At 72.0% G+C, this 24,962-nt stretch carries 24 protein-coding genes and 2 pseudogenes; 15 read left to right on the forward strand and 11 right to left on the reverse strand.

Going from position 1 to position 24,962, the window contains the following annotated elements; translation table 11 throughout:
* Nucleotides 1-15: 15 nt before the first annotated feature.
* Together icmF and F9278_RS44580 are read right to left on the reverse strand one after the other, a co-directional pair.
* Entirely contained in the window at nt 16-3,246 is a 3,231-nt protein-coding gene (gene icmF / locus F9278_RS44570; protein ID WP_152173396.1) for a fused isobutyryl-CoA mutase/GTPase IcmF, read from the reverse strand.
* Between the two features lie 566 nt (nt 3,247-3,812).
* A complete protein-coding gene (locus F9278_RS44580; protein ID WP_152173397.1) occupies nt 3,813-4,139 on the reverse strand; it encodes a hypothetical protein in 327 nt (108 codons plus the stop codon).
* Between the two features lie 188 nt (nt 4,140-4,327).
* Between F9278_RS44580 and F9278_RS44585 the strand changes: the two genes are divergently transcribed.
* Entirely contained in the window at nt 4,328-5,245 is a 918-nt protein-coding gene (locus F9278_RS44585; protein WP_152173398.1) for an aminoglycoside phosphotransferase family protein, read from the forward strand.
* 39 nt (nt 5,246-5,284) lie between these two features.
* Here the strand turns inward: F9278_RS44585 and F9278_RS44590 are convergent, their stop codons facing one another.
* The gene (locus F9278_RS44590; RefSeq protein WP_152173399.1) at nt 5,285-5,665 is read right to left on the reverse strand and encodes a hypothetical protein; all 381 of its coding nucleotides are present in this window, start codon (nt 5,663-5,665) and stop codon (nt 5,285-5,287) included.
* 255 nt (nt 5,666-5,920) lie between these two features.
* Here F9278_RS44590 and sigJ point away from each other — a divergent pair, with 255 nt between their 5' ends.
* Together sigJ and F9278_RS44600 are read left to right on the forward strand one after the other, a co-directional pair.
* Nucleotides 5,921-6,808 carry an RNA polymerase sigma factor SigJ gene (gene sigJ / locus F9278_RS44595; RefSeq protein WP_226967212.1) on the forward strand — a complete coding sequence of 296 codons (888 nt, stop codon included), beginning with the start codon at nt 5,921-5,923 and terminating at the stop codon, nt 6,806-6,808.
* Between the two features lie 77 nt (nt 6,809-6,885).
* The gene (locus F9278_RS44600) at nt 6,886-7,224 is read left to right on the forward strand and encodes a thioredoxin family protein (RefSeq protein ID WP_152173401.1); all 339 of its coding nucleotides are present in this window, start codon (nt 6,886-6,888) and stop codon (nt 7,222-7,224) included.
* A 19-nt stretch (nt 7,225-7,243) separates the two neighbouring features.
* Here the strand turns inward: F9278_RS44600 and F9278_RS44605 are convergent, their stop codons facing one another.
* From F9278_RS44605 to F9278_RS44615, 3 genes are all read right to left on the reverse strand, one after another.
* The gene (locus F9278_RS44605; RefSeq protein ID WP_193242103.1) at nt 7,244-7,804 is read right to left on the reverse strand and encodes a hypothetical protein; all 561 of its coding nucleotides are present in this window, start codon (nt 7,802-7,804) and stop codon (nt 7,244-7,246) included.
* Nucleotides 7,805-7,929: 125 nt separating this feature from the next.
* The gene (locus F9278_RS44610) at nt 7,930-8,592 is read right to left on the reverse strand and encodes a DUF4232 domain-containing protein (protein WP_152173403.1); all 663 of its coding nucleotides are present in this window, start codon (nt 8,590-8,592) and stop codon (nt 7,930-7,932) included.
* 133 nt (nt 8,593-8,725) lie between these two features.
* Nucleotides 8,726-9,193 (reverse strand): winged helix-turn-helix transcriptional regulator, encoded by a 468-nt coding sequence (locus tag F9278_RS44615; RefSeq protein WP_152173404.1) that lies wholly within the window; start codon nt 9,191-9,193, stop codon nt 8,726-8,728.
* Nucleotides 9,194-9,298: 105 nt separating this feature from the next.
* Between F9278_RS44615 and F9278_RS46615 the strand changes: the two genes are divergently transcribed.
* A complete protein-coding gene (locus F9278_RS46615) occupies nt 9,299-9,802 on the forward strand; it encodes a sulfurtransferase (RefSeq protein WP_226967213.1) in 504 nt (167 codons plus the stop codon).
* 35 nt (nt 9,803-9,837) lie between these two features.
* On the opposite strand, the gene F9278_RS44625 is transcribed toward F9278_RS46615, so the two are convergent.
* Together F9278_RS44625 and metX are read right to left on the reverse strand one after the other, a co-directional pair.
* Nucleotides 9,838-10,440 carry a nitroreductase family protein gene (locus F9278_RS44625; RefSeq protein ID WP_152173405.1) on the reverse strand — a complete coding sequence of 201 codons (603 nt, stop codon included), beginning with the start codon at nt 10,438-10,440 and terminating at the stop codon, nt 9,838-9,840.
* Nucleotides 10,441-10,494: 54 nt separating this feature from the next.
* The gene (gene metX / locus F9278_RS44630; RefSeq protein ID WP_152173406.1) at nt 10,495-11,643 is read right to left on the reverse strand and encodes a homoserine O-acetyltransferase MetX; all 1,149 of its coding nucleotides are present in this window, start codon (nt 11,641-11,643) and stop codon (nt 10,495-10,497) included.
* A 480-nt stretch (nt 11,644-12,123) separates the two neighbouring features.
* On the opposite strand from metX, the gene F9278_RS48340 reads away from it, so the two are divergent.
* From F9278_RS48340 to F9278_RS44645, 4 genes are all read left to right on the forward strand, one after another.
* On the forward strand, nt 12,124-12,651 hold the full coding sequence (locus F9278_RS48340) for an MFS transporter (RefSeq protein WP_264300197.1): 528 nt from the start codon (nt 12,124-12,126) through the stop codon (nt 12,649-12,651).
* A gap of 14 nt (nt 12,652-12,665) precedes the next feature.
* Nucleotides 12,666-13,598: an MFS transporter gene (locus F9278_RS48345; protein ID WP_264300198.1), complete on the forward strand. Its 933-nt coding sequence runs from the start codon at nt 12,666-12,668 to the stop codon at nt 13,596-13,598.
* 174 nt (nt 13,599-13,772) lie between these two features.
* Nucleotides 13,773-14,375: an isochorismatase family protein gene (locus tag F9278_RS44640; RefSeq protein ID WP_152173407.1), complete on the forward strand. Its 603-nt coding sequence runs from the start codon at nt 13,773-13,775 to the stop codon at nt 14,373-14,375.
* Between the two features lie 10 nt (nt 14,376-14,385).
* Nucleotides 14,386-15,294: a GlxA family transcriptional regulator gene (locus F9278_RS44645; protein ID WP_152173408.1), complete on the forward strand. Its 909-nt coding sequence runs from the start codon at nt 14,386-14,388 to the stop codon at nt 15,292-15,294.
* A gap of 24 nt (nt 15,295-15,318) precedes the next feature.
* On the opposite strand, the gene F9278_RS44650 is transcribed toward F9278_RS44645, so the two are convergent.
* Together F9278_RS44650 and F9278_RS44655 are read right to left on the reverse strand one after the other, a co-directional pair.
* On the reverse strand, nt 15,319-16,770 hold the full coding sequence (locus tag F9278_RS44650) for an FG-GAP and VCBS repeat-containing protein (RefSeq protein ID WP_226967214.1): 1,452 nt from the start codon (nt 16,768-16,770) through the stop codon (nt 15,319-15,321).
* A gap of 126 nt (nt 16,771-16,896) precedes the next feature.
* Nucleotides 16,897-17,847 (reverse strand): bile acid:sodium symporter, encoded by a 951-nt coding sequence (locus F9278_RS44655; RefSeq protein WP_193242105.1) that lies wholly within the window; start codon nt 17,845-17,847, stop codon nt 16,897-16,899.
* Nucleotides 17,848-17,997: 150 nt separating this feature from the next.
* Here F9278_RS44655 and F9278_RS44660 point away from each other — a divergent pair, with 150 nt between their 5' ends.
* On the forward strand, nt 17,998-18,600 hold the full coding sequence (locus tag F9278_RS44660) for a DUF4097 family beta strand repeat-containing protein (RefSeq protein WP_152173410.1): 603 nt from the start codon (nt 17,998-18,000) through the stop codon (nt 18,598-18,600).
* 133 nt (nt 18,601-18,733) lie between these two features.
* Here the strand turns inward: F9278_RS44660 and F9278_RS44665 are convergent, their stop codons facing one another.
* Nucleotides 18,734-19,279, reverse strand: coding sequence for a DUF1707 SHOCT-like domain-containing protein (locus F9278_RS44665; RefSeq protein WP_152173411.1), 546 nt, complete (start codon nt 19,277-19,279; stop codon nt 18,734-18,736).
* 133 nt (nt 19,280-19,412) lie between these two features.
* On the opposite strand from F9278_RS44665, the pseudogene F9278_RS48940 reads away from it, so the two are divergent.
* The 6 genes and pseudogenes from F9278_RS48940 to F9278_RS44690 form a co-directional block, all read left to right on the forward strand.
* Nucleotides 19,413-19,598 (forward strand): annotated as a pseudogene (locus tag F9278_RS48940) (hypothetical protein); the annotation flags it as partial.
* A 203-nt stretch (nt 19,599-19,801) separates the two neighbouring features.
* Nucleotides 19,802-19,981: pseudogene (locus F9278_RS44670) on the forward strand (hypothetical protein); the annotation flags it as partial.
* Between the two features lie 391 nt (nt 19,982-20,372).
* Complete coding sequence (kdpF, locus tag F9278_RS44675; RefSeq protein ID WP_018566520.1) at nt 20,373-20,462, forward strand: K(+)-transporting ATPase subunit F; 90 nt, start codon at nt 20,373-20,375, stop codon at nt 20,460-20,462.
* Nucleotides 20,463-20,469: 7 nt separating this feature from the next.
* Nucleotides 20,470-22,134 carry a potassium-transporting ATPase subunit KdpA gene (gene kdpA, locus F9278_RS44680; RefSeq protein WP_152173413.1) on the forward strand — a complete coding sequence of 555 codons (1,665 nt, stop codon included), beginning with the start codon at nt 20,470-20,472 and terminating at the stop codon, nt 22,132-22,134.
* On the forward strand, nt 22,131-24,263 hold the full coding sequence (gene kdpB / locus F9278_RS44685; protein WP_193241919.1) for a potassium-transporting ATPase subunit KdpB: 2,133 nt from the start codon (nt 22,131-22,133) through the stop codon (nt 24,261-24,263). The genes kdpA and kdpB overlap by 4 nt, the downstream gene beginning before the upstream one ends.
* A gap of 25 nt (nt 24,264-24,288) precedes the next feature.
* Nucleotides 24,289-24,957 (forward strand): potassium-transporting ATPase subunit C, encoded by a 669-nt coding sequence (locus tag F9278_RS44690; RefSeq protein WP_193241920.1) that lies wholly within the window; start codon nt 24,289-24,291, stop codon nt 24,955-24,957.
* Nucleotides 24,958-24,962: the final 5 nt, after the last annotated feature.

Here is a 24,962-nt window from a genome sequence, read left to right on the forward strand (position 1 = left end):
CCGGCCGCATCCGGCTCAGACGTTGCGGCGGTACTGGCCGCCGACCTCGAAGAACGCCTCGGTGATCTGCTGAAGCGAGCAGACCCGGGCGGCGTCCATGAGGACGGCGAAGACGTTGGTACCGCTCACGGCCGCGTCCTTGAGGGCGGCCAGGGCGCTGTGGGCCCGGTCGCGGTGGCGGTCCTGGTGCTCGCGCACACGGTCCAGCTGGGACTGCTTCTCGTCCTCGGTGGCGCGGGCCAGCTCGATGACGACGGGTTCGGCGGTGTCGGCGTGCGGGTTGCGGAAGGTGTTGACGCCGATGACGGGCAGGGTGCCGTCGTGCTTGCGGTGCTCGTACAGCATCGACTCGTCCTGGATACGGCCGCGCTGGTAGCCGGTCTCCATCGCGCCCAGCACCCCGCCGCGTTCGCTGATCCGCTCGAACTCCGTCAGCACCGCCTCCTCGACCAGATCGGTGAGTTCGTCGATGACGAACGAGCCCTGGAGGGGGTTCTCGTTCATGGCCAGGCCCCATTCCCGGTTGATGATCAACTGGATGGCCAGGGCCCGGCGTACGGACTCCTCGGTGGGGGTGGTGACCGCCTCGTCGTAGGCGTTGGTGTGCAGGCTGTTGCAGTTGTCGTAGATGGCGATGAGCGCCTGGAGCGTGGTGCGGATGTCGTTGAAGTCCATCTCCTGGGCGTGCAGGGAGCGCCCGGAGGTCTGGACGTGGTACTTCAGCTTCTGCGACCGGTCGTTGGCCCCGTACTTCTCCCTCATCGCCACCGCCCAGATGCGGCGGGCGACGCGGCCCAGCACCGCGTACTCCGGATCCATGCCGTTGGAGAAGAAGAACGACAGGTTGGGGGCGAAGTCGTCGATGTCCATGCCCCGGGCGAGATAGGCCTCGACGTAGGTGAAGCCGTTGGCGAGGGTGAAGGCGAGCTGGCTGATGGGGTTCGCGCCGGCCTCGGCGATGTGGTAGCCGGAGATGGACACCGAGTAGAAGTTGCGGACTCTCTGCTCGATGAACCACTCCTGGATGTCGGCCATCATCCGCAAGGAGAACTCGGTGGAGAACAGACAGGTGTTCTGGCCCTGGTCCTCCTTGAGGATGTCGGCCTGGACCGTGCCGCGTACGTGTCCGAGCGCGTGCGCGCGCAGTTCGGCGGCCTCGGTGGGCGACGGGTCGCGGCCCTCGGCGGCCCGGAAGGCATCGATCCGCTGGTCGATCACGGTGTTGAGGAAGAACGCGAGGACGGTCGGCGCGGGCCCGTTGATCGTCATGGAGACCGAGGTGGTCGGCGCGACCAGGTCGAAGCCGTCGTAGAGGGCCTTCATGTCGTCGAGGGTGGCCACCGAGACGCCCGAGGTGCCGACCTTGCCGTAGACGTCGGGGCGTTCGTCGGGGTCGCGGCCGTAGAGGGTGACCGAGTCGAACGCGGTGGACAGCCGGGTGGCGGGCTGGCCCTCCGAGAGCAGCTTGAAGCGGCGGTTGGTGCGGAACGGATCGCCCTCGCCGGCGAACATCCGGGCGGGGTCCTCGCCGTCGCGCTTGAAGGGGAACACCCCGGCCGTGTACGGGAAGTGGCCGGGCAGGTTCTCCCGGCGCCAGAAGTTCACGAGTTCCCCGTGGTCGGTGAAGCGGGGCAGCGCGACCCGGGGAATGCGGTTGCCGGAGAGGGACTCGCGGGTCAGCTTGGTGCGGAGCTCCTTGTCCCGCACTTTCACCACCTGCTCCTCGCCCGAGTACGACTCCACCACGGCCGACCAGTTCGCCAGTTGCTCGCCGAGGTCGTGCGGGAGTCGCCGGCGGGCGTCCCGGAGCAGGGCCTGGACGTCGTCCGTGCCATGGCCGGCGTCGGCGAGTTCGCCGCTGACCAGGTCCAGGCGCTGCACCCGGCGGGCGGCCTCGGCGAGCCGGCCGGTGTCGGCGTGGTAGCCGCGTACGGCATCGGTGATCTCGGCGAGATAGCGCACCCGGTCGGCGGGCACGACCTGGCGGATGCCCGAGGAGTGCCTGACGTCGACCGGTGCCAGCGTGCCCTCGGACAGCGGCAGCCCGTGCTCGGCGAGGGCGGTCCGCAGATGCTGGTAGAGCGCGGTGACGCCGTCGTCGTTGAAGGTGGCCGCCGAGGTGCCGTACACCGGCATGTCCTCGGGCCGCATTCCGAACGCCTCGCGGTTGCGGACCAGTTGACGGCCCACGTCCCGCAGGGCGTCCTTGGCTCCCCGGCGCTCGAACTTGTTGATCGCCACGATGTCGGCGAAGTCGAGCATGTCGATCTTCTCCAGCTGTGAGGCGGCGCCGAACTCCGGCGTCATCACATACATCGAGGTGTCCACGAACGGCACGATCGCCGCGTCGCCCTGTCCGATGCCCGGTGTCTCCACGATCACCAGGTCGAACCCGGCGGCCTTGACCACGTCGATCACCTCGGGCAGATGCTCGGGCAGCTCACGGCTGCCGCGGGTGGCCAGACTGCGGAAGAAGATCCGGCCGCCGTCGAGGGAGTTCATCCGGATGCGGTCGCCGAGCAGGGCGCCGCCGCCCCGGCGGCGGGTCGGGTCCACCGCGATCACGGCGATCCGCAGCTTGTCCTGCTGGTCGACCCGGAACCGGCGCACCAGCTCGTCGGTCAGCGAGGACTTGCCCGAACCGCCGGTGCCGGTGATGCCCAGCACCGGCGTCACCCGGGACGAGGCGGCGGCCCGTACCTGGTCCAGGAGATCCTGCGGCAGCTTCCCCAGCTCGGCCCCGGTGAGCGCGCGGGCGACCGCGAACCGGTCCCCGGCGAGCACGGCGGCGGCATCCGCCGGCCCGCTGTCCCACAGGTCGAAGTCGCAGTCCCGTACGACCGTGTTGACCATCCCGGCCAGCCCCATCCGCTGACCGTCCTCGGGGGAGAAGATGGTCACCCCGCTGCGGCGCAGCCGGGCGATCTCCTCGGGCACGATGACACCGCCGCCGCCGCCCACCACCCGGACGTGGTCCGCGCCCCGCTCGCGCAGCGACTCCACCAGGTACTCGAAGTACTCCACATGCCCGCCCTGGTAGGACGAGACCGCCACCCCGTGGGCGTCCTCCTCCAGCGCCGCGTCCACGACCTCCCGCACCGACCGGTTGTGCCCGAGGTGGATCACCTCGGCGCCCTGGGACTGGAGGATGCGCCGCATGATGTTGATCGACGCGTCGTGCCCGTCGAACAGGGCAGAGGCGGTGATCAGACGGACGGGGTGCACGGGGCGGTGCAGGTCGCTCATGGGGGCCTTCCCGGGCGGGTCGGGGGAACGCTGTCTGAAGAGATAGTAGGACGTCCTAGTAAAATGCCGGAAGTGGCTACGCCGATGTGATCGACGCCGGTGTGATCGATTTCGGTGGGGCCGTGCGCTCCCGCCGTGTCCGGAGGACCGAACGGGCCGTAACCCCACGTCCCCGGGTAAAACGTCAACGGCCCCTGCCGGGTGGTGCGTTGGAGGTAGCTTCGTCGGCATAAGCAATGACATCCGCATCGACCGCGCCCCGTCCGCCGGGGGCGGCATCCAGATCACGGTCAGCCTTTCCCCCACGGTCCTGGAGAAGCTTCAGCAGGACGGCTCGTGGACGGAGTCCATCGGCGACGGCCAGGTCACCGGCGACGGACCGTCCATCACCCAGATCGAGTTCAAGGTGTCGTAGGCCCTGTTCGCGGGCCTTGTTGGAGGCCGCGTCCGCAGGTCTCACGGGCGACGGCCGGCCCGAGCGGCGAGGCCCGCGTCATGGCGTACGACCAGCCGGAACGTGCTCCCGGTGAACTCGTCCAGCAGCCCGGTGCGGGCCCGGTCGTCCGTCACCCTCGGCTGGGGGAGGACGTCACCGCGGGCCGGCGAGCCCTCCGGTGCCAGGAAGCCCGCCCGGAGTCCGGGATCAGGGACTGACGGATGGTCCCCGCCGCCGCCGCCAGCTCCGCGAGCGGATCGGTGTCGCGCTTGGCGGCGGTGTCCTCGTCCCGCTCGCAGATGAGCCGCCCGAACTCCTTGGTGGTGAGCGTCACTTGACGCACACCGAGACCGTGCGCCAGGTTCGCCGCCGTGGCTCCGACGGGGCCCAGCCCCACGACCGCCACGTCCACGTCCGCCACGTCCACGTCCGCCGCGTCCACGACCGTCACATCCACGTCCGTGCGTCCGTGCTCTCGGTGCTGTCGGTCATGCGCCCGCCCTTTCCGGCCGGATCCGCCGTCCCACGGTCATCTACCGGGACGGTATTGGTGAGAACCCTGACTGTCAAGGGTCTAACTAAATGGGTCCGACTCGGTGGAGCGTGCCTCCGTCGGTACGCGTCCGTTGGCTACGCTCGCTCCCCATGACAGTCACCGAGACGGACATCACCGAAGACCTCGTCCGGGAGCTGCTGCGCGAGCAGTGCCCCGACCTGGCGGATCACCCCGTGACGCTCGGAGCGCGCGGCTGGGACAACCAGGTGTGGCGGCTCGGGGACGACCTCGCGGTCCGGCTGCCCTGGGCCACGGAGTCCGCGGACGCGCTGCTGCGCAAGGAACACGCCTGGGTGCCCACGCTCGCCCCCGGTCTTCCGCTGCGGATTCCCGTCCCCCAGCGCCTCGGTGAGCCCTCCGCACGGTTCCCGAGGCCCTGGCTCGTCACCACCTGGGTACCGGGCGAGCCCGCCGACCGCGCCCCCGCCACGCGCGCCGAGGAGGCGGCCCTCTCCCTGGCCGCCTTCCTGACCGCGCTCCACCGCCCCGCCCCCGACGAGGCGCCCCTGGGCCGGGACCGCGGCGGCCCGCTGGCCGACAGCGCCGAAGGCTTCGCCCGAAGTCTCGCCTCGGCCACCGAACTGGGGCTCGTCCCGGACCCGGACGCCGTCCGCGCCGTGTGGGAGGACGCGGCGGCGGCACCCGAGTGGGAGGGTCCGAGACTCTGGCTCCACGGCGATCTGCACCCGGCCAACGTCCTGACCGCGCACGGCACCTTCTGCGGTGTCATCGACTTCGGCGACCTCTTCGCCGGAGACCCGGCCTTCGACCTCGCCGCCGCCTGGATCCTGCTCCCGGACGGCGCCGCCGACCACTTCCACGCGGCCTACCGGCCGGCCCCGGACGCCGCGACCCTGCGCCGCGCCCGAGGCTGGGCGGTGCTCCGCGCCCTCGCCTGCGTCCACATCGGCGACGCCGGCGACCACGGCCGCCCCGGGGGCAAGCCCACCTGGGGCCCGCCCGGCCACGCCGCACTGCGACGCCTCACCGCATCGGTCCGCCCCTGATCGAGCGGCCGGAGCGGCCCGGCGGGCCCGTCCCGGCGCTCAGCGGCGGGCCAGCGCCAGCACACTCAGCCCGAACATCAGGACACCCAGGGGGAGATGGACCGACGGGACGTGCGCGATGCCGAGCACGACCTGCGCCGAGGCGAGCACGAGGAAACCGGACGCGTGCAGGACGGGCCGGGGCGAGCCGCCGCCCGGCCGCCACGCCAGTACCGCCGCGAGCAGATACAGCATCGACGCCCCGTACATCACCCGGGCCCCGACGCTGTGCAGGACCTCCCCGTAGGACGAGGTCAGCAGCAGTCCGGCGGAGACCGCCTGGAGGAAGATGGTCAAGGTCTGCAGGGCTATCGCGATCCGCAGGAACGACCAGCCGCGCCGCGCCTTCGCCGTCCCTGTCACCGTCACCTGGGTGGCCATGTCTCAGTCCCCGTTCCCGCCCGTCGGGCAGCAGATCGATAAGGTCTCACCGACCCGACGACACGGGCCGGCGAAAGGTAAGGCAAGGGGGCGGCCGGAAGCATGGAGACAGCGGGGACCGGCGCGACGGGAACGTACGGATCGGGTGGATCGGCCCGAACTCCGGCAGTTGGAGTTGGATCTGCCGGAGCCGGGTCTGCGGGAGCCGGAGCTGGAACCGCCGGAGCTGGAACCGCCGGAGCCGGAACCGCCGGAGTGGCGGGGGAGCGGCGGCAACTCCTCAATGTCGCCTACCGGTTGCTCGGTTCCGCGACCGAGGCCGAGGACGCCGTACAGGACGCCTACGCCCGCTGGTACGCGCTGCCGGGCCACCGGCAGGCCGAGATTCTGTCCCCGGGCGCCTGGCTGACGACGGTGACCGGCCGTATCTGCCTCGACCTGCTCGGCTCGGCGCGGGCCCGCCGGGAACGCTATGTCGGGGCGTGGCTGCCCGAGCCGCTGCCCGACCGCACCGAGTGGGAGACCACGGGCGGCGACCGCACCGGTCGTGGGGACCCCGCCGACCAGATCGTGCTGGACGAGTCGGTGGCCATGGCCTTCCTCGTCGTCCTGGAGTCGATGACGCCCGCCGAGCGGGTCGCGTTCGTCCTGCACGACGTCTTCCGGTACCCCTTCGCCGAGATCGCCGGTGTGCTCGACCGGACCCCCGCGGCCTGCAAACAGCTCGCGGCCTCCGCCCGGCGGCGGCTGCACGGCGACCGCGCCCCGGTGCCGGCGACCGGCCGCGCCGAGGTGGTGCGGCAGGTCAAGGAGGCTTGGCAGAGCAAGGACATCGCGGCCCTCGTCGCCCTCCTCGACCCGGCCGCCGTGATGACCGCCGACGGCGGCGGACTGGTGGGGACCGTCCCGCACCCGGTCGAGGGCGGCGCGCGCATCGCCCGGTACCTGCTCGCCATCGCCGAGAAGGCCCCGGGGCTCGAACTCCTGGAACACTCGGTCAACGGCACCCCGGGCCTGGTGGCCCGACGCGACGGCCACACCATGACCGTGGCCGCGTTCGACATCTCCGACGACCGCGTCACCCGCATCTGGGCGGTCCGCAACCCGGAGAAGCTACGCCCGTGGACGCGGGCGACCGCGTAGGGGCCCGGCCCGGCACACCGCGCGCCGCGCGGGGGATGATGGGGAGGGAACGACGGAACGTGAGGTCAGGAGCTTCCATGGCGAAGAGGGTTCATCGACCCCGTGAGGACGCGGAGTTCGATTTCGTCCTCGGGATGAGCGGACTTCCGGTCCTCGCCTACTTCACCGGGACATGGCCCAAGGCGATCGAGCCCTGCCGGGTGATGGACCTCGTCATGGGAGGCATCGCCGACGACTACACGGGCCGACTGACCGCCGTCCGCGCCGACATCACGCGTTGTCCGGCCGCGACCGGGCGATACGGGATCACCGCGGCCCCGTCCTACGTCCTGCTGAAGCAGGGAGAAGCAGTGGCGCACGGCACGGGGCCCATGACCATCGCCGAGGTACGGGAGATCCTGGACGCCCACCTCTGAGCGGCTCTGCCATGGCGGTTCAGCGCGCGAACGCCTCGGTCAGGCGAACCCGGTAGCCGTCCTCCTCCATCAGCACGACGGTGACGCCGAACGGGGAGGGGTGGTCCAGTTCGAGCGGGATGAAGGAGTAGTTCACCGCGGCCTGGATCGGCGGCACCAGCTCCCCGCCCGGCTGCGGCGCGGGGGCCGGCCCCCAGTCCGGGGCGACCGACGCCCAGCCCTCGGGACTGCGGGACAGGACCTGCTCGCTGTAGGGGAACCGGTGCAGGACGTGCCCGTCGGGCGTGGCGAGCACCATGTTCAGGCAGGGCGCCGGGCCGACGACCGGCAGTTCGCAGGCGGTGGCGACGTCATGGGTCTCCCAGACCAGGACCACTTCGTCCGCGCCGGCCGCCGCGGCGATGTTCGCGAGTTCCGCGATCCCGGTGAGCGCGTCCTGACCGACCTCGATCGGGCGGACCCAGATCATTCCGACCAGCTCGCCGCGCACCAGCGGCATGATGAGCGGGCGCGGGACCGCGCCCTCGCCCAGCCCTGCCGAGTACGCGCTCTTCGCCACGCCGACCAGCGCGTCCCACATCTGTGCTTCCACGAAAAGCCCCTCCGTCTGCCGTTCCCGATCACCGCACCCTGTCACGGGAGTTGAGATCGTGTCAGCGGGATGATCAGGCGGTCGCGGGACCGGCGAGGGGACCCGCACCCCCGTCAGTAGCTGAGCGCGTCCTCGGCGGTGCCGAAGAAGCCGGTGACCTGGCTGTCGTCGACGGTGACGGGACCGTCGTCGATCGTCACGGTCGCCGGGCTCTCGGCGGCGGTGAGCGCGATCTCCACCTGGTCGGCGGTCTTGCCGCCCGTGGTGTCGGCGGCGTCGAACAGGATTCCGGCGTAGGCGCGCCCGCCGGCCTCCAGGATCCAGTCCGTGCCGGTGGGTCCTCTGTGCTCGGCGGCGCCGTCGAGACCCGGGATCGTGATCACCGGGTCGTCGGCGGGCAGCAGACAGGGGTCGCCGCTGTTGTTGGTCGCGGTCAGCAAGGCGTGGCTGAAGGGCAGGGACGCGACGGTGACGGTGTAGTCCAGGTCGCTCGTCTCGCACATTCCCACACCCCCGTCCTGACCGTCGTCCACCCCGGGCTCCGACGACGGCGAGGCGCCGTCGGCGTCGTCGGAGCCGCCGGACGGGCTCGCCTCCTTGCCGGGAGCGGTCGCGCTCGGGGCCGCCGTGGTCGGATCCGTCGCGCTCGGCGTGGCCGTGCTCGCGCCGGCGGTGTCCTTGTCGGTGCCGCCGTCACAGGCGGTCAGTGCCAGAACGCCGAGCGAGAGAGCGGCGAGTACGGCGGAGGTACGGCGTGCACGAGCGGTGTAAGTCATGACAAGCCCCCGGGAATCGTGATGTCCCGGTGATCGTGCCTGCTGGGAGCGGTACCACGACCTCCGCCGACGAAGAGGGGACCGTATGCGGACAGATCTGTGACACTGCGGTCGGCTCCGTGACGGGCGCCGCTCAGGTCCGGGGGCGGGCGCCCGGTCCCAGGCGGGCGGTGACGTCCTGGGGGGCGAGGGCCGTGTGGTCCGCCGAGCACGCGACGACGACGCGCACCGGGGCGTCGCAGGCGGTGTGCCGGACGTCGAGGACCGGGCCCTCGGCGCCCAGCGCGTACGCCTCGCCCCACTGGCTGAGTGCCATCAGGACGGGCCACAGGTCCCAGCCCTTGCGGGTGAGGCGGTACTCGTTGCGGGAGCGGCTGCCCGGCTCCCGGTAGGGCACGGCCCTGAGGACGCCGGCCGCGACGAGCTTGCGGAGCCGGTCGCTGAGGACGGCCTCGGACAGACCGACATGGCGGTGGAAGTCGGCGAAGCGCCGGACCCCGTTGACGGCGTCCCGCAGGATCAGCAACGTCCACTTCTCCCCGACCACGTCGAGCGTGCGCTGGACGGGACAGTTCTCCGTACTCGCGTCGAGCCAGTCCATCGCGCCATCGCAAAGGCCTGGCTTCATCATTGACAGTCAGACGGCCGCGCACCGGCGGCCGTACTCGACGGCGGCCTGGAAGCCTGGGAGGCGGCCGGACACCCGGTGTCCTCCGGCGAGACCGACGACCCCCCGCCCGCCGTCGGCCCCGCCGGTCCCGTCGTCACGGCCGCCCCCGCCAGCGCGGTCACCCCTGTCACTCCCGTCCCGCGCCCCGAACTCTGGACGGACATCGACGAGGTGGCCGCCGTCAGCCGGGGCGAACGCCCCGGCACCCTGGTGTGCGCGCTGCCGGCCGGTGGCTTCGACGGCACGGTCACCACCCGCTACAGCCGTCGGGGCCACATCCCCGGCAGCCGCAGCCTCCCGGGCCGTGCGCTGCTGGACGCCACGGGCCGTGTCCTGCCCCGCCCCGAACTCGCCGCCGCGGTGGGCGCGGTGCTCGACGTCTCCGACTCGCCGGTCGTCCTGTACTGCGGCGGCGGCATCTCGGCGGCGGCCACGGCCCTCGCCCTCACCCTGCTGGGCCGCGACGACGTCTCGCTCTACGACGGCTCGCTGGAGGAGTGGTCCGGCGATCCGACGCGACCGCTGCAACTCGGCGTCTGACGCCCGGCGGGGGGCAAGGGCGAGGGGAACACGGCTCAGGGTGCGACCGGGAGCGGATCGCCCCAGCCGTCCCCGAAGAACGTCTCCGCCAGCGGGCGCCGCTCGCGGACGGCGGTCTCCCGGGCCCGCAGCTCCGGCGGGAGGAGGTCCGCCGACGCCAGGGCGCCGATCGCGGTGACGGACAGCGGCCGGTAGCCGTCCGGGACACCCAGCGACACCCGCAGCCGCTCGGCGTCGAAGCCGCCCATCTGATGGGCGTGCAGCCCCAACGCGTGCGCCTGCACCGACAGTTGGGCCACCGCAAGGCCGGTGTCGTACGCGGGCCCGTGCTGCGCCGCACCGTTCTCGGCACGCTCCGCCGCGAGCGCGGCGATCAGCAGCGAACTGTCTCCCGCCCAGAGCCGGTTGGAGGACACCAGGCTGTCGAAGAGCCGCTGGTACGTCGGTTCGCCACGCCGTCCGACCAGGAAGCGCCACGGCTGCGAGTTCCGGGAGGAGGGCGCCCAGCGGGCCGCCTCCAGCAGCGACACCAGCTCTTCGTCGCCGATGGTGTGCGTGGCGTCGAACGAGCGCGGGCTCCAGCGTTCGGCCAGCAGGGGGTGGACGGCCACGGCCGTGTGCGCGGTGCGAGGTGACATGGTGCTGCCTTTCTTCGGCGCCGGCGGGGATGCGACGCCGGTGAGGATGTGAGGTCAACGGGGATCGGGGGGAACGAGTTCCGTCACGAGCGCGGCCACCTGTTCCACCTCGACGAGGAAGCCGTCGTGGCCGTGCGGTGATTCGATCACCCGGGGGCCGTCCGCCGTGGGAATGCCCGCCGTCAACTCCGCCTGTTGGGCGAGCGGGTAGAGGCGATCGGAGTCGACCCCGGCGACCAGGGTCCGCGCGGTCACCCGGCCGAGGGCGGCGCGTGCCCCGCCGCGTCGGCGGCCGATGTCATGGCTGTTCATGGCCTCGGACAGCACGACACAGCTGCCCGCGTCGAAGCGGCCCACCAGCTTGGCCGCGTGATGGTCGAGATAGGAGCCGACCCGGTACCGGCCGCCGCGCCAGGGATCCTCGGTGTCCTGCGGGAGGCGGCCGAAGCGGGCCTGGAGTTCCGGCTCGCTGCGATACGTGACATGTGCCGTCCTGCGGGCCAGCCCGAGCCCGGCGTCGGGGCCCCGGCCGGTGCCGTGGTAGTCGCCGCCGTGCCAGTGCGGATCGGAGCGGATGGCGTGCAGCTGGATGTCGGCCCAGGCGATCTGCTCGGCGCTCGCCGCCGCCGCGGTGGCGAGCAGCAGCAGCGCGTCCGTCCGCTCGGGGCGCGACACCGCCCATTCCAGCGCCCGCATCCCACCCATCGACCCGCCGACCACCAGGGCCCGGCGGTCGACGCCCAGCGCATCGGCCAGGTCCGCCTCGGCCGCGACCTGGTGACGCTGGGTCAGGAACGGGAAGTCCCCGCCCCAGTGCCGCCCGGACGGGCCGGTGGAGGACGGCCCGGTGCTGCCCTGACAGCCTCCGAGCACGTTCGGCGCCACCACGAACCAGCGGTCCGTGTCGAGCGCCCGCCCGGGGCCGACGAGCCCGTCCCACCGGCCGGCGGTGGGGTGACCGGGCCCGGCGGGACCGGCCACATGACTGTCGCCGGTGAGGGCGTGCAGCACCAGCACCGCGTTGGACCGGTCCGCCGCGAGGCGCCCCCAGGTCTCGAACACCAGCCGCACACCCGGCAGTTCACCCCCCGCCTCCAGCGGAAGCGGGCTCTCGCGCGCGAACCACCGGCGACGCCCGTGCGGGTCCCCCTCCCGCCAGGCCCCGGAGGCCGGCGGGAGGAGGACCTGAGACGGCGTCAGCACGGTGTTCAGGACGCGCCCTTGGCCGCGCGAGTGGCTGCTCAGGGGCCGGAGCGAGGCGTCAGCTCGTGGCGGAACAGCCCGTGGTGGTGACACGCACGTAGTCGACGTGGCGGCGGGTCACGAGCACGGTCATGGGGCCAGACAACCACATCCGGGCGGCGACGCACCAGATCAACCCCGTTGTCTCAGCGGCTGGGACGGATGGTGGACGCCCCTGTCCGCCCTGTGTTTTGATCCCGGCCATGGAGACCACCGGCCCGGCGCACACGGTGCCGCTCGACCCGTTCTGGGTGAGCCGCCGCGCCGACCACTTCGACGAGGTCTGTCGCTGACCGCCGTACCCCGGCCGCCCGCACCCCCTCGTCCCCCTCGTCCCCCTCGTCCCCTCCGTTCCCGACCCGTTCCCGGCGCACCCGTCCGACGTCGACCAGCTTCAGCCGTACGGTGGTTGGGGCCGGCCGTAGTTCCGCGAAGGACCCCATGGCGATGCTTCCCGGTGAAGACCGCGCGGCGCGACGGGTGCTGTCGGTGTGTCTGGCCGCGGGCGCGACCACCTTGCTGGACCAGGCGGTGCTGAACATCGCCGTGCCGAGCGTGCGCCAGTCGCTCGGCGCCTCCGCCGGAGACGTCCAGTGGATGGTGGCCGGCTACTCCCTGACGTTCGGCCTGGCGCTCGTGCCCGGCGGCAGCCTCGGCGACCTGTACGGACGGAAACACCTCTTCCTGGCCGGGATGGCCGTCTTCCTCCTGGCCGGGATCACGGCGGCGACGGGCGGGGGACCCGGGACCCTGATCGGCGCGCGCCTGGTGCAGGGCGCCGCGGCCGGACTCGTCAACTCCCAGGTGATCGGCACCCTTCAGGACGTCTTCCACGGCCCGGCCCGCGGCCGGGCGCTGGGCATGTACGCGGTCGCGGCCGGTGTCGCCGCGGCGCTCGGACCGCCCCTCGGCGGCGCGCTCGTCGCCGGCCTGGCCCCGGAACGGGCTGGCGGGCCTGCCTCCTGCTGAGCGCCCCCTGCGCCGTGGCGACCCTGGCCCTCGCGGTCCGCCGCCTGCCACCGCCTCGGCGCACCGCCCGGAACGCCCGGCTGGACGTCCTCGGCCTCGGCCTGGCCTGCGGATGCACCCTGACCCTGATGGTGCCCTTCATCCGCACCCCCGACAGCGGGCGGGAGGCGCTCCTGTGGGCGGCGGCGCTGTGCGCCCTGGCGGCCGTCTTCGCCGCGCACCAGCGTCTACGGGTCCGCCGAGGCCGCCGGCCGCTGGTCCATCCGGCGCTGAGGTCGTCGAGGCCGTACGCCCTCGGCACGGTCGTCGCCATGGCCCAGTTCGGCTCCTCGCTGGCCGCGTCCCTCGTGCTCACCGTCTTCCTGCAGGACGGGCTCGGTCTGTCCGCGCTCCTCACGGCGGCGGTCACGCTTCCCTCGGCGGTCGCCATGGGCGTCTCCTCGGCCCTCGCCTGGCGCCTCGTACGGCGGATCGGACCGCGCACGGTGACCGTCGGCCTCGCCCTCGGCATCGGCGCCGCCCTGGCCGGGGCCGTCATCGCGCTCTCCGTGCCGACGGCCGCACTGCCGGTGGCACTCGCCGGGACACAACTGCTGGCCGGCGCCGCGTCGGGGCTCAGCGTCGCGCCCAACCAGACGCAGGTGCTGCAACACGCCCCGGCCGAGGCCGCCGGAGTGGGCGGCGGCATTCTGCAGATGGCCCAGCGCATCGCGGCGGCCGTCTGCCTCAGCGCCGTCTCGGCCGTCTACCTGTACGCCGCGCCCGGCCCGCCCGGCGACGGCCACGCCCGGACCGGATACGCGTTCGCCTCCTGCGTCTGCGCCGCCCTGCTCGCCGTGGCCCTGGTGCTGTCGCTGCTGCGGGGCGCGACCACCTCGTCGCGCACGTCAACTCGCCTGCCTGCGAATCCCGTTGACGTGCTGCCCGCCGCCGAGAAGGCTCCCTGAGCCGCGTCGCCCGGACGCGCCCCGGACCGCCGTCCGAGGCCGGACGCGCCCCGGACCGCCGTCGATCCGATCGGCCACGTCGAACCGATCGCCCGCGGTCGCTGACCGGATCGGTCCGCTGTGGGACCCGATGCGGCCTGTTCGCCGCCCCGCCGCGGGGCGGAGGCTTGGGGCATGACCCGAGCACTGATCGTCATCGATGTCCAGGAGTCCTTCCGCGCCCAGCCGCTGTGGGAGACGATCTCCGACCCGAAGATCGCCGACAAGGTGAACCGACTGGTCCGGTCGGCCCGCCGCGCCGGCGACCTGGTGGTGTGGGTGCTGCACTCCGAGCCCGGCACCGGCGACGTCTTCGACCCCGCCCTCGGCCACGTCCGTCCACTGGAGGAACTGGACCCGAGGCAGGACGGCGAGCCGCTGGTCCACAAGACCGCGCACAACGCCTTCACCACCACCAACCTGCAGCAACTCCTCACCGAGAACGGGGTCCGCGAACTCGCCGTCTGCGGTATCCGCACCGAACAGTGCGTGGAGACCACGGCCCGCGTCGCGAGCGACCTCGGCTACCGGGTCACCTTCGTGGTCGACGCGACCGCCACCAACCCGATCCCGCACCGCGACGCCCCCGCCGACCGGAGCGTCGCCGAACTGCTCGCCGACCCCCGCACCCTGCCCGCCGACGAGGCCGTCCGCCGTACCGAGTACGCCCTCGCCGGACGCTTCGCCACCATCGCCACGGTGGACGAGCTGGAAGCCGCGGCGGACCTTCGGGCATGATGACCGGATCGTGAGCCACGTCGTCTTCTTCCTGGTGCCCGGAGTCCATCTGCTGGACCTGGCGGGACCCGCGCAGGTCTTCTCCACCGCGGCCGACTTCGGGCACCCCTACACCCTCACCTACGTCGCCGAACAGCCACCGGTCCCCACCGCCCAGGGACTGCCCCTGGTCGCCGGAACGGACTGGCCCGAACTGGGGCCCGAGGACCTGATCGTGGTCCCCGGCTGGCGGGCCCGCACCCTGGCCGACTCGCCCGCCATCACCGACGCCTCCCTCAAGATGCTGCGGGACCACCACAGCGGCGGCGGCAGCGTGGCCAGCGTCTGCGCCGGCGCGGAGGCGCTCGGGCGGGCCGGACTGCTCCAGGGCCGCCGCTGCACCACCCACCACGACGTACAGGACGAGCTGGCCCTGCGTCACCCCGGGGCGGTCGTCGTCCGTGACGTCCTGTTCACCGCCGACGACCGGGTGATCACCTCGGCCGGTATCGCCAGCGGTATCGATCTGGCGCTGCATCTCGTCGCCGGCCGGCACGGGCCCGCCGTCGCCGCGCAGGTCGCCCGCGACATGGTCGTCTACGCCCGCCGCAACGGCCACGAACCGCAGTCCAGCGCGATGTTCCGGCACCGGTCCCATCTCGACGACACCGTGCACCGCGCCCAGGACCTCATCGACACCCGCTTCGACCAGCCGCTCCCGCTGCCCGGCCTGGCGGCGGCCGTCGGCGTCAGCGAACGCACCCTCACCCGCCTCTTCAGCCGCGCCACCGGCCTCACCCCGCTGCGCTACCAGCAGACCCTGCGGGTGGAACGCGCCGAACACCTCATCAGCCACGGCGCCACGGTCGACGCCGCCGCCCGCTCGGTCGGCTTCGAGGACGCCAGGATGCTGCGCCGCCTGCGCGCCCGTGCCGCCTGAACGCGGCCTGGGCGCGGGGGAGTCTCAGCGGGCGAACACGTCCGCGAACCTCCGGCCCGCGACCACCGGATAGCCGAAGTCCGTCGCGTCGAAGGACGTCGCCGAGGCCGTCGTCAGGCCGGAGGCCGCGCCCCGCAGCACCCACGCCGCCCCGTCGTCGTAGCCGTTCGGCAGGACGTCCTCGCCGAACGCGCCGATCGCCAGATCCGCCCTGCCGTTGGCGTTGATGTCACGCAGCCGGAGCGAGGAGCCGAAGTGGTCCCCGGCCTCCGCCGCGCCCGGCACCCCCGCCGTGGCCTGGTGGAAGGACTGGGCACCGGCCGTCGTCAGTCCGTTCGCACCGCCCTTGAGGAGGACGACGCTGCCGACGTTGCGCCTGCCGTCCACGTCCTCGTACGGGGCGCCGATCGCGAGGTCCGCGCGGCCGTCGCCGGTCACATCGCCCAGGGCGAGCGCCGAACCGAAGTCGTCCCCGGCCTCGTCGGTGCCCGGGACACCGGGGCTGTCCTGGTGGTAGGCGCGCCCCTTGAGCGGCAGACCGGACGCCGAGCCGTACCGCACCATGACCGAACCGCCCTCGACACCCGCCTCGTCGGCGGTGACCAGATCGTCGTACCCGTCGCCGTCGATGTCGCCCGTCGCGACGGCCCCCGACCACCACGCGGCGGAGCCGGTCGTCCCGTCGTCACTGAGGTCCGTGTGCAGGGAGCCGATGTCACCGTGGCCGCCGCGCAGCACACCCACATAGCCGGACATCGGGGTGCCGTCCGGCTCGGTCCGGGTGCCGTGCAGGACGTACTCGAAGCCGTCGCCGCCGTCCCCGGAGGAGAAGTGACCGGCCACGACGCCGTCGAGACGGACGCCGTCCGGCAGGAAGTCCACCTCGGGGGCGAGCGCCCCGTCCTGCGTGGGCCCGCCGTCGCCGTACCACCAGAAGGTGTCGTTCCCGACGACGGCGAGCTGCGCCGTGCCGTCCCCGTCGAGGTCGGCGAAGGCCGCGCCCTCCCCGAAACCGGCCGCCTCGGCGGTCGGCGCGGTGAGCGACAGCCCGCCGGAGGTGAAGGGCTTCGCACCTCCCCAGACGATCGTCACCGAGCCGCGCGGCTTGCCGGTGACCTCCTCGCCGGGCGCGCCCACGATCAGATCGGCGTAGCCGTCGCCGTTCACGTCACCGCTGGTGACGTTCTCGCCGAACCTGTCCACGCTCTCCGAAGCGCCCGGCACACCAGGGGTGTTCTGGGTGACGTTCACGAACCGGGTCCCGCCGACGCCGGAGGCGGAGCCGAACAGGACGGTGACCGTGCCGCCGCTCGCCTTGGGTGTGCCGACGGCGAGATCGCGGTAGCCGTCACCGTCGAAGTCGTCCGCCAGACGGACCGGCGCCGCGCCGGCCACGGGCGCGCCGAGCCCGGTGACAGCGAGCGCGAGGGCGGCGGCCGCCGTGGCCACGGTCAGGGTGGATCTGCGCAACGTCATGCTCCTGTCTGATGAATCCGACGCCCGTACGACCTCCTTGGTGCGCAAAGGGTTGTACGCGCCGCCGTCCCACCGGGAGCGGACCCCGCCCGGCGCGACGCCGCCGGGCGTTCGACCACGCCCTGGTCAGATGTGTTGCGCGGCCGGGACGAGGCGCGGGACCAGCCGGACGTACGCGATCATCCCGAGGACCTCGACGAGGGTCTGGGCGACCACGACGACGGCGGCCACGGCGAGCGCGTCGGGCAGGGCCAGGGCCAGGGGCAGTACGACGAGGGAGTTGCGGGTCGCGCCGGTGAAGACGATGGCCCGTCCGGCGGCGGTGTCCAGGCGGAACAGCCGGGCCACCGCCTTCCCCGCGAACGCCATGACGACGAGGAAGACCGCATAGAAGGGGACGACGGCGGCGACATCGGTCAGGCTGTCGCCGAGCTTGGGGATCTGCGAGGCGACGACGGTCAGCAGGGTCGCGGCCATCAGCGGCACCATCGTGGTCGTCGCGGCGTCGGAGACCCGCTGCCCGGCGGGGCGGCGCGCGGCCCACGCCTGGAGCGCCCAGGCGAGGGCGAGCGGGACGACGATCAGGAAGGCGAAGGCCTCCAGGAACGGGCCCGCCTCGACGATGTCGGCCGACTCGGAGCCCAGGAACAGGTACAGGAACCCCGGGAGCAGCAGCATCTGAGCCACCAGGAGCAGCGGGGTGGCGGCCAGCAGGCGGCGGCCGGAGCCACCGGCCAGCCCGGAGAAGACGATCACATAGTCCACGCACGGGCACAGCAGCACCAGCAGCACCCCGACCCGCACGGCCTGGTCCGCGGGCAGGAAGGCGAACATCGCCGCGACGACCGACGGCACCACCACGAAGTTCACCACCAGCGCCGCCGAGAGGAAGCGGCCGTCGCGCAGCGAGCGGACCAGTTCGGCGGCCGGGACCTGGAGGAAGGTGACGAACAGCAGGGACCCGAGCACGGGGTTGATGGCGTGCTCCAGCCCCGGGCCGGCGTCCGGGGCGAGCAGGCCCAGCAGTCCGCCGACGGCCATCGCCACGAGGTAGATCGCGGCCTGGTGGTGTTCCATCCGCTCGACCGGGCCCCGCGATCCCTGAGCCACCCTCACCGCTCCCTCGCTCATGCGCCGACTGCCCACGGCGGCCGTTGCGTCCCCCGCCCCCCGCCCCCCCCCGCCCATCCTCACAGGTCACGCCGCATAGCGTTCACTGAGTGCATCATGCAGAAGTTCGACACCCCCGCCCCGATCTCCGCCGTCCTGGCCGTCCCCGCCGGACGCGTCCGGTTCATCGCCGCCGCCCGCGCGGACACCACCGTCGACTTCGCCGACGGCGTCCTGCGGATCACGGCCGCCGCTCCCGAAGACCGGCACGTCGGCCCCTCCGGCTCCGTGGAGGTCACCGTCCGCCTGCCCGTCGGCTCCCGGGTCGAGGCCCGCACCGACAGCGCCGAACTCAGTGCCGTCGGACCGCTCGGCGACGTCGCCTTCGAGGGCGCGTACCGCGAGATCGAGATCGACGACGCCGCGAGCCTCCATCTCACCGCGACCGACGGTGACGTCGAGGTCGGCCGGCTGGGCGGCCCCGCGGAGATCAGCACCGCCAGGGGTGACATTCGGATCGCCGAGGCCGTGCGCGGCACGGTCGTGCTCCGTACCGGGTCCGGCGACATCTCGGTCGGCGCCGCCGCCGGTGTCTCGGCCACCCTGGACGCCGGCACCGACCACGGCCGCGTCGGCAACTCCCTCAAGAACGACGGCACCCCTCAGCTCGACATCCGCGCCACGACGGCCCAGGGCGACATCACCGTCCGCAGCCTCTGAGGAAACGGTGGCCCGACGGGGCACGGCCGCCCGGCAGGGGAGGACGCACGGCGCCGACCTTCCTGGAGGACCGCGAGCAGGCCGCCCCGATCTCCGCCGCCGGGAAGACCCCTACCCTGCCCCTGGGCACCCCTCAACGCCGGGCGTGGCGGATCCTCAAGCGTCCGAAGCCCATGACCCCGGAGATCCGGATGGTCGGACCCACCCCGGGGCGGGGCCGGCGCGGCGGCTTGTACCGGGTGTCCTTCCAGTCGGTCCGCAGGTCCTCGTACTCGACGATCGCGTCGCGGGGCACCGTGATCCTCGCCCCGCCGGTGCCGAGGTGCAGCCCGATGTCGACCACCGGATGCTCGACGACCGCGCGGGACAGGTCCAGCCGCACCGTCCCGTAGGCGGACGTGACCTTGAGGGTCCGGGGCACCCGCCACGCCCCGCGCCGTGTGATCCGGCCCCCGGCGGCGGCGATCGTGGACGTGGTCCCCGTGTCCTCCTCCGGGAGCGAGGCCAGGGCCGACACGAGCCCGCCGCGCGTCCGGGCGGCGAGCACCTGGTCGAGGCGGGTGCCCAGCTCCTCGTGCGAGAGGTGCCCCTCGGCGTATGCCTCCCGCAGGCGCCGTACCGCCGTGTCACGGTCGTCGTCGCGGAGCGGCGGCGCTGGGTCGTCCGGCGGAGAGGTCACCGTGTCACCCTTACCTCCCGGCGCGGGGCCCGTCAAGGAGTGTGCCGCGCGGCCCGGACAGGCGTTTCGGTGGAGGGAAGTGTCCCTTCCCCTCGGGGAGTTGATCGCCGGTGAGTGGAGCACGTCGGCTGCGATGAGGGACGTACGGGCCAAAACGAGTGACGTACCGACCGGCGGGGGCGGGGTACGAACCGGCACGGGCAAGGGACGAACGGACGTGGGCGGGATACGCCAGGGACGTCCGAAGGTCTGTCTCGGGGCCGCCCCGGGGGTGGGCAAGACGTATCGCACGCTCGACGAGGCACGGCGGCGGGCGTCGGCTGTGTCCCATGGCAACCGACGCCAGAGACCGCGACGGCCGGGGCCCCCTACCTTGACGGGACTCTGATGAAGGCCGTGCATCTCCTTGACGCCACGGCATGACGCCACAGCCCCTTCCTCCGGGCCCAGGGCGAGGCTCCCGCGCATCGCCTCCCCGCGCGCGGGCTTTCGTACGCAGGTCCACGCAGGAGCGCGCATCCCATGTCTGTCCTCACGATCGAGCCCGGCGAGGTCCCCGCCGCCGAGGAACCGCCGGATACCGGCGAGCGGCACCGGCTGACCGCCGTCACCGGCCTGGCGGCCCTCTCGCTGGACGCGATGGCGTCCGTGGGTGAGACGGCCGCGGCGGAGCCCGGTACCCGGGTCACCGTGCTCATCGCCGAGGTCGAGCCGGTGCGGCCCGGTGGGGCTTCTCGCGCAGTTCCCCGCGCCCTTCAGACCACGGTCCTGCGGGCCTGAGAAGCATGGGGCGCAGCCCCTGCTTCTCAGGGGCGCGGGGAACTGCGCGACCAGCCCACACGCACCCGACAGCGAACCCGACAGCGAACCGGCCGGGCTCAGGCCCGCGTATGGGTTCCGTCAAAGCCGTGCGAACCCGCGTATGGGAGCCGTCAAGGGTGGCCGAATCCGGCCACAGAGGCGCTTTCCTCTAATCGTCCGATTCTCTTCCGACCCTCTCCTAGGAGTCAGCGATGGCCGATGTGGCCTTCGTCGTCACCACGATCGCGGTGTTCGCGCTGGTGGCTCTCGTCGCCAAGGGGGTGACGAAGCTGTGACCGCCGAGAATGTCGTCGGCCTCATCGTGGCCGTCGCCCTGCTGGGCTATCTCGTCCTCGCCCTGATCTTCCCGGAGAGGTTCTGAGACAGGTATGGGTCCCGTACTTGCCGGCGTCCTCCAACTGCTCGCCCTGATGGCGGCACTGGCGCTCGTCCACCGTCCCCTCGGCGACCACATGGCCAAGGTCTACTCCTCCGACAAGCACTGGCGTGTCGAGAGGTGGATCTACAAGGGCATCGGCGCCGACCCCGACACCGAGATGCGCTGGCCCGCGTACCTGCGCGGCGTCCTCGCCTTCTCCGCGGTCGGTGTCCTCTTCCTGTACCTCCTGCAGCGCGTCCAGGGCGTACTGCCCGGCTCGCTCGGCTTCGCCTCCATCGACCCGGACCAGGCCTTCAACACCGCCGCGTCGTTCGTGTCGAACACCAACTGGCAGTCGTACTACGGCGAACAGGCCATGGGCCACGTCGTGCAGACCGGCGGTCTCGCCGTCCAGAACTTCGTCTCGGCCGCCGTGGGCATCGCCGTCGCCGTCGCTCTGGTACGTGGGTTCGCCCGCTCCCGCACCGATGAACTCGGCAACTTCTGGGCCGACATGGTGCGCGGTGTCGTACGCGTCCTGGTGCCGCTGTCCGTGGTCGCGGCGATCGTCCTCGTGGCGTGCGGCGCGATCCAGAACTTCTCCGGCATCCACGAGGTCGGCCAGTTCACGGGCGGCACACAGCAGTGGAACGGCGGCGCGGTCGCCTCGCAGGAGGCCATCAAGGAGATCGGCACCAACGGCGGCGGCTACTTCAACGCCAACTCCGCCCACCCGTTCGAGAACCCGACGCCCTTCACCAACCTCTTCGAGATCTTCCTGCTCCTCGTCATCCCGTTCTCGCTGACCCGCACCTTCGGGGTGATGGTCGGCTCGATCAAGCAGGGCTACGCGATCCTCGCCACCATGGCGACCATCTGGGTCGGCTTCATCGCCCTGATGATGTGGACCGAGTTCGCGCACCACGGCCCGGCGTTCGAGATCGCCGGCGGTGCGATGGAGGGCAAGGAACAGCGCATCGGCGTCGGCGCCTCGTCGATCTTCGCGGTGTCCACGACACTGACCTCGACCGGCGCGGTGAACTCCTTCCACTCCTCGTTCACCGGCCTCGGCGGCGGCATCACCATGCTCGGTATGCAGCTCGGCGAGATCGCGCCCGGTGGTACCGGCTCCGGCCTCTACGGCATGCTGATCATGGCGATCATCGCGGTGTTCATCGCCGGACTGATGGTCGGCCGTACACCGGAGTACCTGGGCAAGAAGATCGGCACCCGTGAGATCAAGTTCGCGGCCTGCTACATCCTCATCACCCCGGCCCTGGTGCTCGTGTTCACCGCCGCCGCGATGGCCCTGCCCACCCCGGGCAACTCGATGACCAACAGCGGCGCGCACGGATTCTCCGAGATCCTCTACGCCTACACCTCGGCGTCCAACAACAACGGTTCGGCCTTCGCCGGACTGAACGCTGACACCCAGTGGTTCAACAGCACACTCGGCATCGCGATGCTGCTGGGCCGTTTCCTGCCGATGGTGTTCGTCCTCGCGCTGGCCGGCTCGCTCGCCGAGCAGAAGCCGGTCCCGGCCACCGCGGGCACCCTGCGCACGGAGAAGCCGCTGTTCACCGGTCTGCTGGTGGGCGCGATCCTGATCATCACCGGTCTGACCTACTTCCCGGCCCTGGCACTGGGCCCGCTGGCCGAAGGGCTGGCGTCATGACCACCCGTACGGAGAAGCAAGAGGACTCGATGTCCACAGCCACCCCGACCCGGGCGCCGCACAGCGATGTGCCGACCGGTCACAAGGACGAAGGACGTGTCGGCGCGGGCCTGTTCGACCCGAAGCAGCTGGTCAAGTCGCTGCCGGACGCCTTCCGCAAGCTCGACCCCCGGGTGATGATCAAGTCGCCCGTGATGTTCGTGGTGCTGGTCGGCTCGGTGCTGACGACGGTCTTCTCCTTCAAGGACCCGACCGACTGGTTCGGCTGGACCATCAGCGCCTGGCTGTGGCTGACCGTCGTCTTCGCCAACCTGGCGGAGGCCGTGGCCGAGGGGCGGGGCAAGGCGCAGGCCGACACCCTGCGCAAGGCCAAGACCGACACCGTCGCACGCCGGCTGTCGAGGGACGGCGGGACGGAGGAGCAGGTGCCCGGCACCGAGCTGCGCGTCGGCGACCTGGTGGTCTGCGAGGCCGGCGACATCATCCCCGGCGACGGTGACGTCGTCGAGGGAGTCGCCTCCGTCGACGAGTCGGCGATCACCGGCGAGTCGGCCCCGGTCATCCGGGAGTCCGGCGGTGACCGGTCCGCCGTGACCGGAGGCACGAAGGTCCTCTCCGACCGGATCGTCATCAAGATCACCACCAGGCCCGGCGAGACCTTCATCGACCGGATGATCGCCCTGGTGGAGGGAGCGGCCCGGCAGAAGACGCCCAACGAGATCGCGCTGAACATCCTGCTCGCGTCCCTCACGATCGTCTTCCTGCTGGCCGTCGCCACCCTGCCGCCGTTCGCGGACTACGCGGGCACCCACCTCACGATGGTCGTGCTGGTCGCCCTGCTGGTCTGCCTCATCCCCACCACCATCGGCGCGCTGCTGTCCGCCATCGGTATCGCGGGCATGGACCGCCTGGTCCAGCGCAATGTCCTCGCGATGTCGGGCCGCGCGGTCGAGGCCGCCGGTGACGTCTCCACCCTGCTGCTCGACAAGACCGGCACCATCACCCTCGGCAACCGGCAGGCGTCGGAGTTCGTGCCGGTGACCGGAACGCCGGAGGCCGAACTCGCGGACGCCGCCCAGCTCTCCTCGCTGGCCGACGAGACCCCCGAGGGCCGCTCCATCGTCGTCCTGGCGAAGTCGAAGTACGGGCTGCGCGAGCGGAGCCAGGGTGAGCTGACCGGTGCCGAGTGGATCGCCTTCACCGCGCAGACCCGCATGTCGGGTGTCGACGTCGACGGGCGCAAGGTCCGCAAGGGCGCGGCCGGTTCGGTCGTCGCCTGGGTGCGCGAACAGGGTGGCGACGTCTCCGAGGACGCCGCCACCCTGGCCGACCGGATCTCCGAGGCGGGCGGCACTCCGCTGCTCGTGGCCGTCGAGGACACCGAAGGCGCGCGGATCCTGGGCGTCATCCACCTCAAGGACGTCGTCAAGGACGGTATGCGCGAGCGGTTCGGGGAACTGCGCCGCATGGGCATCAAGACCGTCATGATCACGGGTGACAACCCGCTGACCGCCAGGGCGATCGCCGAGGAGGCGGGTGTCGACGACTTCCTCGCCGAGGCCACCCCCGAGGACAAGATGGCCCTCATCAAGCGGGAGCAGGCGGGCGGCAAGCTCGTCGCGATGACCGGCGACGGCACGAACGACGCGCCGGCCCTCGCCCAGGCGGACGTGGGCGTGGCCATGAACACCGGCACGTCGGCCGCCAAGGAGGCCGGCAACATGGTCGACCTCGACTCCAACCCGACCAAGCTCATCGAGATCGTCGAGATCGGCAAGCAACTCCTCATCACCCGGGGCGCGCTGACGACGTTCTCCATCGCCAACGACGTCGCGAAGTACTTCGCGATCATCCCGGCGCTGTTCGCGGCCGTCTACCCGGGCCTGGACAGGCTCAACATCATGCGGCTGTCCTCGCCCGACTCCGCGATCCTGTCCGCCGTCGTCTTCAACGCGCTCATCATCATCGCGCTCGTCCCGCTCGCCCTGCGCGGTGTGCGGTACCGGCCGATGAGCGCCGACCGGATGCTCCGCCGCAACCTCGGCATCTACGGCATCGGCGGCCTGATCGCCCCCTTCATCGGCATCAAGATCATCGACCTGGTCATCTCCCTCATCCCCGGGCTGTAATTTTTCGAAAGGCATGCTGATCGGCATGAACAACTCGGTTACGAACACCGCCCGGTTGCTCTGGGCCGGCCTGCGCGCGCTGCTCGTGCTCACCGTGGTCACGGGCGTCCTCTACCCGCTCGCCGTCACCGGTGTCGGCCAGGCCCTGTTCAACGACAAGGCCAACGGCTCGGAGATCAAGGCGGACGGCAGGGTCGTCGGCTCCTCCCTCATCGGACAGGCGTACAACCTGCCGCTGAAGAAGGGGCAGGAGACCCCGGAACCCGATCTGAAGTGGTTCCAGGGCCGCCCGCAGAACGGCCTCGGCGGCAACAGCGTCAACACCCGGTACAAGCTGATCCTGTCCGGCGCCACGAACCGCTCCGGGGACAACGCCGACCTGATCAAGTGGGTGACGGACGCCAAGGCCGCCGTCGTCAAGGACAACTCGGTGGCCGGCTACACGGTCGAGCCCTCCGAGGTGCCCGCCGACGCGGTCACCTCCTCCGGCTCCGGCCTGGACCCGGACATCTCCCCGGCCTACGCCGACCTCCAGGTCCACCGCGTGGCGGAGAAGAACGGTGTGTCCGTCGCACAGGTCCAGAAACTGGTCGACGACCACACCGAGGGCCGCACCCTCGGCTTCATCGGTGAGCCCCGGGTGAACGTCCTCGAACTCAACATCGCGCTCAAGGCACTCGTGGCGAAGGGCTGACGGCC

The sequence above is a fragment of the Streptomyces phaeolivaceus genome (assembly GCF_009184865.1).
Taxonomy (GTDB): domain Bacteria; phylum Actinomycetota; class Actinomycetes; order Streptomycetales; family Streptomycetaceae; genus Streptomyces; species Streptomyces phaeolivaceus.